General features: G+C 71.0%; 12 protein-coding genes and 1 riboswitch. Of the genes, 8 read left to right on the forward strand and 4 right to left on the reverse strand.

Annotated elements, in window-relative coordinates:
* Positions 1–307: 307 nt before the first annotated feature.
* Positions 308–1,234 (forward strand): ABC transporter ATP-binding protein, encoded by a 927-nt coding sequence (locus tag B116_RS0120050; RefSeq protein ID WP_018720115.1) that lies wholly within the window; start codon positions 308–310, stop codon positions 1,232–1,234.
* Positions 1,231–2,853, forward strand: a complete 1,623-nt coding sequence (locus B116_RS0120055; RefSeq protein ID WP_027661115.1) for an ABC transporter permease — start codon at positions 1,231–1,233, stop codon at positions 2,851–2,853. The genes B116_RS0120050 and B116_RS0120055 overlap by 4 nt, the downstream gene beginning before the upstream one ends.
* 26 nt (positions 2,854–2,879) lie before the next feature.
* Here the strand turns inward: B116_RS0120055 and B116_RS0120060 are convergent, their stop codons facing one another.
* Positions 2,880–3,824, reverse strand: a complete 945-nt coding sequence (locus B116_RS0120060) for a hypothetical protein (RefSeq protein ID WP_027661116.1) — start codon at positions 3,822–3,824, stop codon at positions 2,880–2,882.
* Positions 3,825–4,010: 186 nt separating this feature from the next.
* Between B116_RS0120060 and B116_RS0120065 the strand changes: the two genes are divergently transcribed.
* The gene (locus B116_RS0120065) at positions 4,011–5,225 is read left to right on the forward strand and encodes an MFS transporter (RefSeq protein ID WP_027661117.1); all 1,215 of its coding nucleotides are present in this window, start codon (positions 4,011–4,013) and stop codon (positions 5,223–5,225) included.
* Positions 5,226–5,329: 104 nt separating this feature from the next.
* Here the strand turns inward: B116_RS0120065 and B116_RS0120070 are convergent, their stop codons facing one another.
* Entirely contained in the window at positions 5,330–5,977 is a 648-nt protein-coding gene (locus tag B116_RS0120070) for a CatB-related O-acetyltransferase (RefSeq protein ID WP_027661118.1), read from the reverse strand.
* 95 nt (positions 5,978–6,072) lie between these two features.
* Positions 6,073–7,059: a LacI family DNA-binding transcriptional regulator gene (locus B116_RS0120075; protein ID WP_027661119.1), complete on the reverse strand. Its 987-nt coding sequence runs from the start codon at positions 7,057–7,059 to the stop codon at positions 6,073–6,075.
* A gap of 165 nt (positions 7,060–7,224) precedes the next feature.
* Here B116_RS0120075 and B116_RS0120080 point away from each other — a divergent pair, with 165 nt between their 5' ends.
* Positions 7,225–8,439: an MFS transporter gene (locus B116_RS0120080; RefSeq protein ID WP_027661120.1), complete on the forward strand. Its 1,215-nt coding sequence runs from the start codon at positions 7,225–7,227 to the stop codon at positions 8,437–8,439.
* Positions 8,440–8,786: 347 nt separating this feature from the next.
* Positions 8,787–9,566, forward strand: coding sequence for a TIM barrel protein (locus B116_RS0120090; protein WP_033667746.1), 780 nt, complete (start codon positions 8,787–8,789; stop codon positions 9,564–9,566).
* A 102-nt stretch (positions 9,567–9,668) separates the two neighbouring features.
* Here the strand turns inward: B116_RS0120090 and B116_RS0120095 are convergent, their stop codons facing one another.
* Positions 9,669–11,324 (reverse strand): FAD-binding dehydrogenase, encoded by a 1,656-nt coding sequence (locus B116_RS0120095; RefSeq protein ID WP_027661122.1) that lies wholly within the window; start codon positions 11,322–11,324, stop codon positions 9,669–9,671.
* Between the two features lie 201 nt (positions 11,325–11,525).
* Here B116_RS0120095 and B116_RS0120100 point away from each other — a divergent pair, with 201 nt between their 5' ends.
* From B116_RS0120100 to B116_RS27645, 3 genes are all read left to right on the forward strand, one after another.
* Entirely contained in the window at positions 11,526–12,734 is a 1,209-nt protein-coding gene (locus tag B116_RS0120100; protein WP_027661123.1) for a PucR family transcriptional regulator, read from the forward strand.
* A 137-nt stretch (positions 12,735–12,871) separates the two neighbouring features.
* Positions 12,872–13,216 (forward strand): hypothetical protein, encoded by a 345-nt coding sequence (locus B116_RS0120105; protein ID WP_018255668.1) that lies wholly within the window; start codon positions 12,872–12,874, stop codon positions 13,214–13,216.
* A gap of 110 nt (positions 13,217–13,326) precedes the next feature.
* Positions 13,327–13,457, forward strand: a riboswitch (cobalamin riboswitch).
* Positions 13,458–13,502: 45 nt separating this feature from the next.
* Positions 13,503–13,688, forward strand: coding sequence for a hypothetical protein (locus B116_RS27645; RefSeq protein ID WP_155255771.1), 186 nt, complete (start codon positions 13,503–13,505; stop codon positions 13,686–13,688).
* Positions 13,689–13,781: the final 93 nt, after the last annotated feature.

Raw genomic sequence — 13,781 nt, forward strand, 5'->3', positions numbered from 1 at the left:
CTCACCTGGCCACCGGGCGTGGGCCCGGGCCCGTCCCGCGGACGGGTGCGGCGGGTACCCGTGATCGGCTCGCTCAAACCTGGCCCTATTGCCCGCCGCCGGTCGGACCCGCGCTGTTCTCCCGCGGCCAGCATCGGGCGTCGGGGCCGGGCCGGCGACGAGCACACCGGTCGGCCCGGATCGAGTTCCGAGCCGGATTCGAGATCGGCATAGCGTGGCGCGGGACTCCTAAGGTGGTGGCCATCGGTTCACCCAGGTGGGTTCGGATGCGCGTAACCAGCGCGAACTGACAGCGACAGGAGATCCTATGACCGTTATCGCGATTGACGGACTGGTGAAGAGTTTCGGCGCGGTCCGCGCGCTCGACGAGCTCAACCTGCAGGTGGAGGCGGGGGAGGTGCATGGCTTCCTCGGGCCCAACGGCTCCGGAAAGTCCACCACCATCCGCGTCCTGCTCGGGCTGCTGCGCGGTGACGCCGGCAAGGTGCGGCTGCTCGACGGTGATCCGTGGCGCGACGCGGTGACTCTGCACCGTCGACTCGCCTATGTCCCGGGCGACGTGAACCTGTGGCCCAACCTCTCCGGCGGGGAGGCGATCGACCTGTTCGGGGCCCTGCGCGGTGGCTTGGACGAGCGCCGCCGCGACGAGCTGCTGGAGCGATTCGACCTCGACCCGACCAAGAAGTGCCGGGCCTACTCCAAGGGCAACCGGCAGAAGGTGGCGATCGTCGCCGCCTTCGCCTCCGATGTCGAGCTGTACGTGCTCGACGAGCCGACCTCCGGGCTCGACCCGTTGATGGAGGCGGTGTTCCAGGAAGAGGTTCGGCGCCTCACCGGCAACGGTGCCACGGTGCTGCTCTCCAGTCACGTGCTCGCCGAGGTGGAGGCGCTCTGCGACCGGGTCAGCATCATCCGTGCCGGCCGTACCGTCGAGTCCGGCTCCCTGAGTGAGCTGCGGCACCTCGCCCGCACCACGGTCACCGTCGAGACGGTGCGCCCGTTGACCGGCGTCGCGGAGCTACCCGGCGTGCACGAGGTCCAAGCCGTTGATGGTCGGGTCCGGTTGGAGGTCGAGCCGGAGCACCTCGACGCGTTGCTCGCCCACCTGATCCGCTTCGAGGTGCGGGCGCTGGTGAGCGCGCCGCCCACCCTGGAGGAGCTGTTCCTGCGGCATTACGACGGGGCCGATGACGGCCGGGCCGTCGCCGTCAGCGGCGCGGAGCAGGCCCAGTGAGCGCATTCACCGGCACCGGCCGACTGGCCCGGCTCGTCCTGCGCCGCGATCGGATCAAGCTCGGGGCCTGGCTGCTCGGTATGCCGCTGCTCGGGTTCGCCCTCACCGGCAGTGTCATCGAGTTCTACCCCGATGAGGCCGCTCGCCTCAGCTATGCCGATACCGCGCTCACCAGCGTGGTGGCGCGGGCCTTCAACGGGCCGATTTTCAACGCCGAACTTGGCTCGATCGTCGTCGCCGAGGCGTACCTGACGTTAACCCTGCTCGTCGCCTTTGTCAGCACGTTCGCCGTCGTCCGGCACACCCGACAGAATGAGGAGACCGGCCGGGCGGAGCTGCTCGGTGCGGCGGTCGTCGGTCGGCATGCGTTGCTCACCGCCCCGTTGCTTGTCGTCGTCGCGGCGAACGTCGCCGCCGCCTTACTTCTCGGGTTGGCCTTTGCGGCTGCCGGCCTGCCACTGGCCGGATCCCTCGCCGCCGCCGGGGCGGTCGGCGGGGTCGGCGTCGCCTTCACCGCCGTCGCCGCCGTCGCCGCCCAGCTCACGGCTACCTCCCGTGGTGCGAACGCGCTGGCCGCGGCCACCGTCGGGGTGGCGTTCCTGCTCCGCGCCGCCGGGGATGTCCTCGGTGAGCGGGACGGCCTGCAACTGGTGAGCGCCTGGCCGTCCTGGCTCTCCCCGCTCGGTTGGGGCAACCAGGTACGCGCGTTCGGCGCCGAGCGGTGGTGGGTTCTGGGCCTGCCGGTCGTGTTGCTGATCGGCGCCACCCTGGCCGCGTTCGGTCTCGCCCGTCGGCGGGACCTCGGCGCCGGCCTGCTCAGCGACCGGCGGGGGCCGGCCCGGGCCGCCACCGGCCTGCTCAGCCCGAGCGGACTGCTCTGGCGACTGCACCGCGGCTCCCTGGTCGGCTGGTCGGTGGCGGTGGTGGTCCTCGGGGTCTCGATGGGCTTCGCCGCGGACGAGGTCAACGACGTGATCGCCGAGAATCCAACCGCCGCCGAGCTGATCGCCGCGATGGGGGGCGGGGTTGACGACCTGGTTGACGCGTTCCTCGCCGCGATGCTGGGGATGTTCGCGTTGGCCATCGGCGCGTACGTGGTGCAGGCGTTGCTGCGTACCCGCGCCGACGAGTCCGGCGGCGTTCTGGAGGCGGTACTCGCGACCGCGGTGGGCCGGGTTCGCTGGCTGACAACGCAGGTGGTGGGCGCCGTCCTGGGCGCGGCGGTCCTCGTGTTGCTGGCCGGGCTCGCGACCGGCCTCGGCTACGGACTCGCAGCCGGCGATCCGGGCCGGTACGCGCTTGAACTGGGCGGAGCCGGGCTGCTACTGCTACCGGCATTGCTGGTGGTGGCGGGCTTGGTGACCGCGCTGCTCGGGTTGGTTCCCCGGTGGTCGGTGTCGCTGTCCTGGGCGGTGCTGATCGGGCTACTGCTGTTGGGGCAGCTCGGCGCGGTGCTCGACCTGCCGCAGGCGGTGCTCAACCTCTCGCCGTACACCCATGTCCCCGCGGTGCCGGCGGTCGAGGCAACCACGCTGCCGCTGGTGCTGCTTGTCGCCGTGGCCGGTGCGCTGCTCGCCGCCGGGCTGGCCGGCTTCCGCCGCCGTGACGTCCCCAGCTGAGTGGCCCCCAGCTCCATTCTGGGCCGTTAACCGGAGACCTCCGGCTCCGGCTCCGCTTCGGCCTCCGAGCCGGTGTGGCGTTGGCGTAGCAGCTCGCCGCTCCATCGCGCGGCGGCCCGCTGCTCGGCGAGGGTCCGTTCCCGGGCGCGAGCCAGTTCCTCGCGGACCGCCTCCGGGGCGTCGGTGTCGGGCAGGTCGGCGAGGATCGCCGACCAGCGTCGGTTGAGCTGCTCGGCGTAGCGGGCGCGGCGCAGCAGCTCCTCGTGCCGGCAGTCCAGCGCGATCACGCGTTCCCAGTAGGGCTGGAGGGCTTGGCGGACTCGCTCGTCGAGCTGCACCCATGCCTCGGGCTGGCAGGTAATCGTCTGACCGCCGCGCGCGAATGACCACGGCCCCTGCCCGGCGAGCTTCCGCTGCAGCTGCGCTTCCAGCTCGCCGGCCCGGTGCGGTGCGACGGTGCGGGCGAGATCGGCGGCGATGTTGGTGAGCCGTTGGGTGGCCGCGGGTAGAAAGTAGTGGGTGTACCAGGCCAGCTGATCTGGTCGCAGTCCCTGCGAACGCCAAGTGAGGTCGGCGCGGATGGTGAAGGTGAAGACGTAGCCCCGGGCGAAGACGGTGATCGGCCCGGCCGGCTCCCGCCGCTCGATCGGATCCTGTGGCGGGGGTGGGGCCGGCCCCTGCTTCGCGGCCGTGTCGACCGTACGGGCCACGGTGAGCAGCCACCGCCACAGCCGCCGGGCGGCCGGTGCCAGCCGGGCGGCGAGTCGCCGGGCCGCTGAGGTCAGCTGGGCAGCGAACCGACGGGCCGCTGGTGCCAGCCGGGCGGTCACTCGCCGCGCTCCGGCTGCCAGCCGTGCCGCCCTCCGCCGGCCCGCCCGCACCGGCCGGGCCCAGCGGCCAGGTTGCGTGGCGTCCGGCGCGGCCTGGCGTACGGCCGGCGGGGGCGCCTCTGCCGTCGGGCCGTCGGCCATGTCGCCTCCCTCGTCCGTCAACCGGTCCGCCGGGCCGAAGGGTGATGCGGTCGGTGCCAGGTACGAGGGGAGTGCTGGCAGGTGCGGTGTCGCCGCGTACTCACGTTAACAAGGACCGGGCCAGTGGGGCGGCAGCGGCGCGGCGTGCCGACCGGCGTTCGGCTGACAGTGCGAGAGGATCCAGCCGTGAGTAGCGTCGTCGCCCCGGCCGCCGCTCGGTCGGTGCTGACTGCCCGGACTGGGGTCGTGGTGGTGTTCGCCCTCAACGGCTTCGCTATCGGGTCCTGGTTCTCCCGGGTGCCGGCGGTCCGGGAGACGCTGGACCTCTCCGCGGGCCGGCTCGGGCTGCTGTTGCTCGCGATGTCGGTCGGTGCGGTGGTGGCGATGCCCATCTCTGGTCTGGTCGTCCAGCGGCTAGGTACCGCCCGGACGGTGGTGGTGGCGACGCTGACGCTCTCGGTCGGACTGCTGGTAGCCGGTGTCTGTGCGAGCGCGATCGGCTGGTCACCTGGGGTGGCGGTGGGGCTGTTTGTCTTTGGCTACGGCACCGGTACCTGCGATGTCGCGATGAACATCGAGGGTGCTTCGGTTGAGCGGCGGCTCGGTCGTACGGTGATGCCGCGGTTTCACGCGGCGTGGAGCCTGGGTTCGGTGGCGGGCGCGGCTCTCGGTGCGGTGGCCGCTGAGGTGGGGCTGGTGTTGGCTCTCCACTTGCCGCTGGTCGGTGGGGCGGTGCTGGTCGGGATGGTCTTCGGCGCTCGAGAGTTTCTGCCGACTGCCGAGACGACATCGGCCGGCGGCAAGGTGTCGCCGGCGGCCCGCCGTCGTTCGCTGTTGGCGGCCTGGCGGGAGCCACGGACCCTGCTGATCGGCCTGTTTGTGCTGGTAGCGGCGTTCAGTGAGGGGAGCGCCACCGACTGGGTCGCGATTGCGTTCGTTGATGGGTATGGCGTCAGTGAGGCGGCCGGGGCCGTCGTGTTCGGGGTGTTCGTGGTCGGCATGACCATTGGCCGGACCACCGGCACCCTCGCCCTGGACCGGTGGGGGCGGGTGCCGGTGCTCAGCGGTGCGATCCTGCTCGCGGTGGCCGGCGTGGGCATGGCGGTACTGGCTGATTCCGAGCCAGTAGCGGCCGTCGGCGTGGCGTTCTGGGGCCTCGGCGGCTCGCTCAGCTTCCCGGTGGGGATGAGCGCGGCGGCCGACGAGGAGAAGCGCGCACCGGCCCGGGTCAGCGTGGTCGCCGCGATCGGCTACACCGCTTTCCTCGCCGACCCGCCCTTGCTCGGCGTGATCGGGGATCGGGTCGGGGCGCTGCACGCCCTGCTGGTGGTACCGATTCTGCTGCTGTTGTCGGTCGCGTTGGTGCCAGCCACCCGCCCTCCTCGCGGACACCCCGAGTAATCGCCGAAGCGAGAAAACCGGAAGCACCCGACCTCATCGCGGACGACGGATGCGCCTCACCCCCGCAGCAGCCTCGCGCCGCTGTTGCCGGTGGACAAGACTCATCAGCTCTGTGGCGGTGCCACGGTCTCCAGGGCGTCGATGCTGCCGGACATGATCGTGCGAATGTGATCGGTGATGTGTTGCAACGGCCAGTCCCACCAGGCAAGCGCCATCAGCCGGGCAACCTCCACTTCGTGGAAGCGGCGGCGGATCACCCGGGCCGGGTTGCCGCCGACGATGCTGTATTCGGGGACATCGTCAACGACAACAGATCCAGAAGCAACGATCGCCCCGCTACCGATGTGGACGCCGGGCATAACCATGGTGTGGTAGCCGAACCACACGTCGTTACCGACTACCGTGTCACCCCGTCCGGGCAGGTTGGTGATGAGATCGAAGTGTTCGCTCCAGGAGCCACCCATTATCGGAAACGGGAAGGTTGAGGGCCCGTCCATGCGGTGATTGGCGCCGTTCATAATGAACCGTACGCCCTCGCCCAGCGCGCAGAACTTCCCGATTACCAGTCGCTCCGGCCCGTAGTGATAGAGAACGTTGCGAACCTCGAAGGCGGTCGGATCGTCCGGGTCATCGTAGTAGGTGAACTCCCCGACTTCGATCAGTGGCGAGGTGATCAGTGGCTTCAGCAGCACCACACGTGGTTGTCCGGGCATTGGATGTAGGACATCCGGATCAGCTGGAGTGCCCGTCATCGCAACTTCCTTCTGGGGTGAAAGGTGGAAACCAGGACTGTGCTGGCCAAGCGGGAGGCTATCACCGCGCCTATTTTGCGGAGAAGCGCGTTGCGTCAGCCGCTCATCCGGTGCACCGGGCGGGACGGAAAGAGCGTTGGCGGTAGGACCGCCTCGCCGTTGAGTGCGGCGGTCACGGCGGCTGTCGCGATTCCGGCCACCGGGTGGGTGGACGTGGTGAGCGAGGGGTTGGTCATCGCGGCCAGTGGGGTGTCGTCAAAGCCCGTCACCGCGATGTCCCCGGGGACCTGGACGCCATCGCGAAGGAGCCCGTTGATCACGCCGAACGAGGTCACGTCGCTGGCGCCGACGATGGCGTCGGTGTCCGGCCAGCGGGCCAGAACCTCCCGGGCCGCGGCACGTCCCCGGTCCGCGGTGAAGTCACCCCGAACCAGCCGGGGCGGCAGGCCGGCCGCTCGCAGCACCGCCCGGTAGGCGCGCACCGAGCGGCCGGCGCAAGGTAGCCAGCGAGAACCACTGATCATGGCGATGCGGCGGCGGCCAGTCGCGTACAGGTGCTCCACCAGCGCTGTGGTGCCGCCGCCGTTGTCGATGTCGAAGGAGGCCACCAGGGGAGAGCCGACGCCGAGCGAGGCGACCCGGCCCCTCAGCGTCGGGGGCACGGCGGCCAGGACCGTGGGAGTGGTGTTGACCAGGATCAGCCCGCTCACTCCGCGCTGCTCGCCGAGGCGGCGCAACTGGGCCAGGTCCCGGGTCGGCAGCCAGTGTAGGGCCACGCCGACGCCGTGCGGGGCGCAGACCCGGGCGGCGGCGCCGACCACCTGGTCGACGTACGGGTCTTCGAGCACCCGGGGCGAGGTGCCGTGGACCACTGTGTCCAGCCGCACACCGGTGCCGCGGACCAGGGCGCGGGCGGCCGGGTTCGGCATGTAGCCGAGCTGTTCGGCGGCGGCAGTGACCCGGTCGCGGGTGTGGGCCGCGGCGTACCCGTTCTTGGCGAGCACCCGAGAGGCGGTGGCCCGGGAGACGTCGGCCGCCCGCGCCACATCCGCCAGCGTCGGCGCGCGCTGCGGTGCCGGCATCGTGATCCCCTCCCCGTTCCCGCCGTCGGGCGACGTGTGGTCAGGACATTATTGCTCGGCTCGACGGCGATGGCCTGCGAAGACTTTTTGGTTTGCACTGAGAACGTTCTCAGGGGTGTGCTCGTGCGGTCCGCCCTGATCACTTTGCGCGAGAGGACCCCTGTCGTGAACAGCGTTACTACTCCGGTCGCCCCCGCTGCCCGCCCTCGGTCGGTGCTGGCCGCCCGCACCGGGGTCGCGGTGGCGTTCGCCCTCAACGGACTCGCCATCGGGTCCTGGTTTGCCCGGATACCGGCGGTCCGAGAGGCACTCGACCTCAGCGCGGGTCGGCTCGGGCTGCTGCTGCTCGCCATGTCGACGGGAGCGGTGGTGGCAATGCCCACCTCCGGTCTGGTCGCCCAGCGGTTGGGTACCGCCCGGACGGTGGCGCTGGGGGCCCTTCTGGTCTCCGTGGGCTTGGGGACCGCCGGTGTCTTCGCCAGCACGGCCGCCTGGCTGCCCGGGGTTGCGGTGGGCCTCTTCGCCTTCGGCTATGGCACCGGCACCTGGGATGTCGCGATGAACATCGAGGGCGCTGCCGTTGAGCGACGGCTCGGCCGCACGATCATGCCTCGGTTTCACGCCGCGTGGAGCCTGGGCTCGGTAGCCGGGGCCGGCCTCGGTGCGGTGGCCGCCCAGGTGGGGCTGGCGGTGGCCGTCCACCTGCCGCTGACCGCCGGGGTGGTGCTGGTCGGCGCGGTGTTTGGCGCCCGGGCCTTCCTACCGGTCTCCGAGACAACGCCGGCCGCCGACGGAGCCTCCCCGGCAGCCCGCCGCCGGGCGCTGCTGGCCGCCTGGCGGGAACCACGGACCCTGCTGATCGGTCTGTTTGTACTGGTCGCGGCGTTCAGCGAAGGGGCTGCCACCGACTGGGTCGCGGTCGCATTCGTGGACGGCTACGGCGTCACCGAGGCGGCCGGAGCCGCCGTCTACGGCGTGTTCGTGATCGGCATGACCATCGGCCGGACCGTCGGCACCCTCGCCCTGGACCGCTGGGGCCGGGTATCCGTGCTCGGCACCACGATCCTGCTTGCCGTGGTCGGCGCGAGCGTGGCGGTGCTGGCCGGTTCCGGGCCGGTCGCGGTCGCCGGCGTAGCGTTGTGGGGCCTTGGCATTGCCCTCAGCTTCCCGGTGGGGATGAGCGCAGCGGCCGACGAGGAGGAGCATGCCCCGGCCCGGGTCAGCGTGGTGGCCGTGATCGGCTACACCGCGTTCCTCGCCGGAGCGCCCCTGTTGGGCCTGCTCGGGGACCGGGTCGGGACGCTGCACGCCCTGTTGGTCGTGCCGATTCTGCTACTGCCGTCGCTGGCGTTGCTGCCGGTGACCCGCCCTCCTCGCTGACCGTACTGGCGGCCGGCGAACGTTCGGGCCACCGTGAGTATCGTCGAAGGTCGTCGTCCGGAGGCCCAGTTGATCCGACCCCTGGCGCACCACTTTGTCGGTGCCGCTGCCGCCTGGTTGGGGGCTGCACCCGTCAGCTGATCTGGCGGGCGGCCGAGGATGGCGGCCGGTGCCGGCCGGGGCGGGCACCAGCTGATTGACCGGCAGGTGTTCCCCGCCGACTTCGGACATCCGGCCTCGTACCGGAGCAGCGGCGCGTACGTTGACAGCCAAGGGTGGTGTTGACGCCACCCGGCCGCTGCCCGAGCCACCGCCGGACCCCGCACGATGAGGGAATTGGGGGCATCGTGAGCATCAAGCAGAGTTTCGCCTGGTGGTCGTTCGCGGAGGCGCCGCAGCAGGTGCCCGACCTGTTGCAACAGGCCGCGACCATCGGCTACCAGGGCGTCGAATTCCTGCCCCGCGACCGCTGGCAGGAGGCCTACGACCTGGGCCTGCAACTGACGGCTATCGATGTTCATGAGTGTGTCGAGGTCGGCTTCAGTGATCGGGCCAATCATCGGGTGCTGGCCGATGAGGTGCGCCGCAACCTGGACATCGCGATCGCCGGAGGGGTGCGCAACCTTGCGGTCGTTTCGGGCGACTGGTCCGGCCCTCCGCATGATGGGGTCAGCATCTGCGCCGAGGGTCTGGCGCCCCTCGCCGCTGAAGCCGAGGCCGCCAATGTGCGGCTGTTGCTGGAGCCGCTGAACACGAAGGTGGATCATCCCGGGCAGGAGTGCGACTCAACGGACTGGGCGGCGGCGGTCATCGAACAGGTCGGCTCGCCGGCACTGCTGATGCTCTATGACATGTACCACATGCAGATCATGGAAGGTAACCTGATTCGGACAATAAGGGAGAAATTTCCGCTTATCGGCCACGTCCATGCGGCCGGTGTGCCGGGCAGAGCCGAACTCGACGACCGCCAAGAGGTGAACTGGCGGGCGATCGCCGCAGCGCTGCGGGAGCTCGACTACCCCGGATACGTGACCCACGAGTTCATCCCGCGGGGCGACCCGGTCGCCGCACTGCGGCAGGCCTTCGAAATCTTCGCCCAGCCGGCCGTTGAGGCCGCCCGCAGTTGACCGGGCATCCGGACCGCGCCCAACTGCGGTGCCGGTCGGCGTTCTCCACGGACGGTGGACGTCTACCTCGCAAACAACGGCGGCCCCGCCGGGCGTCGCCCGTCAGCTGATCTGGCGGGCGGCGGCGCGACCGGCGACCCGGCCGGAGAAGAGACAGCCGCCGAGGAACGAGCCCTCCAGGGCGTTGTAGCCCATCATGCCGCCACCGCCGAACCCGGCGACCTCGCCGGCGGCGTAGAGGCCGGGAAAAGCGTCGCCGTCGCGGGTCCGGCAGCGACCGTCCAGGTCGGTCTCCAGCCCCCCGAGGGTCTTGCGGGAGAGGACGTTGAGCCGTACGGCGATCAAGGGTCCGGCCTTCGGATCCAGGAGGCGATGCGGCGCGGCGACCCGCAGGAGCCGGTCACCGCGGTACGTGCGGGCGGAGCGGATCGCCTTGACCTGAGCATCCTTGCTGAATGTGTTGGTGAGCTGTCGGTCCCGTTCGGCGACGAGCGTACGGATCCGGCCCAGGTCGATCGCCGGCACGTCCGGGTCGGCGATGCGGTTCATCCCGGCGACGAGGTCGTCGAGGGTGTCCGCGACGACGAAGTCCTCGCCGTGCCGCTTGAACGCCTCGACCGGGCCGGGAGCACCGGCCCGCACCCGGGACAGCAGCAGCTTGAGGTCCTTGCCGGTCAGGTCCGGGTTCTGCTCGGAGCCGGAGAGAGCGAACTCCTTCTCGATGATCTTCTGAGTCAGTAGGAACCAGGAGTAGTCGTAGCCGCTGTGGCGTAGGTGACGCAGTGTGCCGAGGGTGTCGAAGCCGGGGAAGTACGGGGCCGGCAGCCGGTTGCCGGCGGCGTCCAGCCAGAGTGAGGACGGTCCGGGCAGGATGCGAATTCCGTGGTTCTCCCAGATCGGATCCCAGTTCCGTAACCCTTCGACGTAGTGCCACATCCGGTCCGGGTTGATGATGTTGGCGCCGGCCTCCTCGGCGATGCCCAGCATCCGGCCGTCCACGTGGGCCGGCACTCCGGCCACCATCCGCTTCGGCGGGCTGCCGAGCCGCGCCGGCCACGCCCGGCGGATCAGGTCGTGGTTGCCGCCAATCCCGCCGCTGGTGACGATGACGGCCTGGGCGCGGGCCTGGAACTCGCCGACCACGGTTCGGCTGCTCGGTCGGCCGCGCTCGGCCGTGGTCGGCTCCAGCCGGCTGCCGTGCACCCCGACCACCGCACCGGCTTCCACGAGTAGCCCGTCAACCTGGTGGCGGAACGCGAACCGGATCCGTCCGGTGTCGACGTGCGCCCGTACCCGTCGCTCGAACGGCTCCACCACACCGGGTCCGGTGCCCCAGGTGATGTGGAACCGCGGAACCGAATTGCCGTGCCCATGGGACCGACCGTCGCCGCGTTCGGCCCAGCCGACCACCGGGAAGAAGCGATGCCCGTACTGCCGCAGCCAGGACCGTTTCTCTCCGGCGGCGAACTCTAAGTACGCCTCGGCCCAGGCGCGCGGCCACCGGTCCTCGTCGCGGTCGAACTGGGCGCTGCCGAACCAGTCCTGCCGGGCCAACTCGAGGGAGTCCCGAACGCCCATCCGCCGCTGCTCGGGGCTGTCAACCAGGAACAGCCCGCCCAGGCTCCAGAACGCCTGCCCGCCCAGGTTCTGCTCCCCCTCTTGGTCAACGAGGAGCACGCTCCGGCCGAGGTCTGCTGCCTCGGCGGCGGCGACTAGCCCGGCCAGACCGGCTCCAACCACGACGACGTCAGCTTCCACGGATGCCTCCTATCGGTGGGGCGGGCATTGACCCGCTTCCGGGCCGATCGCGGGGAGCGGGGCGGCGCCGGGGGTTGCCCCACCGTGCCGCAGTCAATCGAGTGACGCCACCAGTTCCGCGCCGGGTGAGCATGAGTATTGTCAACCCGCGCGGTTCGGGGATGGTCGGGCCGGCTGGCAGTGCGAGGGGCGGTGACCGGGGTGGGCCTCGCGGAACGACTGTTCGTGCATCGGATGCTCACCGAGCGTAGCTCAATGCTCGTGGATGAGATGGTCGGCGCGGTCGTCGACCAGGTCCCGATCTACCGCGGACTCAGCGACACCCAACTGCAGGAGGTCACGGCCATCGCCCAGTGGGCCGTCACCCGGCTCACCGAGATGTGGGTCGACGGCACTCGGCTGACCGCCCGGGACATCAGCCGCTTTCGGGGCATCGGCGCCACCCGCGCCACCGACGGCCGGCCACTGCTGGCGGTGCTGCGCGCCTATCGGGTCGCGGCAGCTGTCATCACGGACGCCATCGCCGAGCACGCCCCGCCCGGCCTGACCGTCGTCGACCTCGCCGCGCTGGTGCAGGCCCTCGTCGCCGCGCTCGACGAGCTGTCCGAGGCGTTGGCCAACGGCTATCAGCACAAGGCCGCCGAGTTGATTACCGACCGGCGCCAACTGATCGAAGAATTCCTGCATGATCTGCTCGCCGGTCGCCAAACCTCGCCCGGCGCCCTCGCCGACCGTACCGAGCAGCTCAACATCCGCGTTCCCGCCAGCTTCGGTCTCCTCCTCGCCGTCGGCGACCCGATGAGCCCGGAGACCCACCCGGCCCGGGTCGCCACGCTCGTTGAGGCCCCAGTCGTTGCCGCGGACCACGGCCCGGTCGATCTGAGTACCGGTGCGCTGCTGAGTACGATGCGGGCCGGCGCGGGTGTCCTGCTGCTCCCGGACGAGCACGATCAGTCCGCGGTGGTGACGGCGGTGGCCGCCGGCGGTTGGCGGGCCTGTCTGATCAGCGGCGCTTCCCCGGCAACCCTGCCCCAGGACTACCGGGCGGCGGTCGCCGCGCTCGAGCACGCACCGGTGGCGGCGTTCGCCCGCCGGACCGTCCTCGACCGCGGCGACGCGCTCACCGTCGCGGTACTGCACGGCGCGCCTCCTGTTGACCGTGCTGCGCTGCACGCCGCGGTCCTCGGGCCGGTGCTCACCCCCGCCAACGCCCACCTGCTCGAAGGGCTGCACGCGTACCTCACCCACGGGTCGGCGGTCGAGGCCGCGACCGCGGTCGGACTGCACCCGCAGACCATGCGCCATCGGCTCCGCCGGCTCACCGAGCTCACCGGCCGCAGTCTGACCCACTCCTGGGACCGGCTCGTGCTCGCGGTGACGCACGCCTCACTCCCGCCCCCGGGGCGGTGAGCCGGCCGGCCCCGCGGACCTGGCTCCGACCCGCTCCCGGCGTACCCTCAGCACGGACTCAGGGGGCGTACAGATGGCGTTCAGCCAAGGGTGGTGCACTGGAGGCCGGCGGCACTGGAACGTCAAGGAGGAGCGGCATGGGCTGGTTCAGTCGGAAGCGGTCGCGTACCTGGGGATCAGACGGGGTGCCGACGAAGCTTGACCGGGAGGGCACCCGCGCGGACCTGGTGGCGCTGGAGCAGTTCGTCGCCAGCCGGACTGGCGTCGAGTTCTACCTGGAGCCGGAGACGACGGCGACGGATACGACGGTGGTGGCGATCGCTCACGACGGTGAGTGGATCCGCCGCCGTACCAGGTCGCCACGGGTTGCCGCGGAGCTCGCCCGCCGGCTGGCCCTGCCGCTGTACGAAGCGGCCAAGGTGGGCTATCCGGAGCGGATGCGCGCCTGGAACCGGGCCCACCCGGAACGGCGCCTTCGGTAGCCGCCGCGTTCTTCGGGGCCATGCCTTCGGCGCCGGTCGATCGGTGCTCCCCCCCGGCGGCGTTGACCGCGGCGTAGTGGTGTGGCAGAGTTCGCGGCCGGACGGCAGTGAAGGAAGCCGGTGTAAATCCGGCGCGGTCCCGCCACTGTCACCGGGGAGTGATCCTCCTTGCAGAGCCACGATCGTGCGTTGCGCGGTTGGAAGGCCGGGGGTGAGCGTCGATCCGGGAGCCAGGATACTTCGGCCGTCGGTGCACCCCAGGGCGTGGATACCCGAGGAGGACCCGATGACGCGTAGCGTTCTATCTATCGATAACTGTCGCATTGGCCCGGCGGGTGGCGTGATGCCCGCGATCGGTCTGCGGTCCAGCGCCGTCGCGATCGGCCCGGCTGCCGCGATCGGCCCTACCGTCGAGAACCGCCCCGCTGCCGTGATCGGCGCCGTCGTTCGCGGCCCCGCTACTCACGGCTGATCGCTGCCGGACGCGTGCCCAGTCGGCCGCCCGGTCGGGTGGCCGGGACGGCGCCGTGAAGCCGAACCGTCTCCCGTCTCGCTGATCGCCCGC

Source organism: Salinispora fenicalii, from assembly GCF_000514815.1.
GTDB lineage: Bacteria > Actinomycetota > Actinomycetes > Mycobacteriales > Micromonosporaceae > Micromonospora > Micromonospora fenicalii.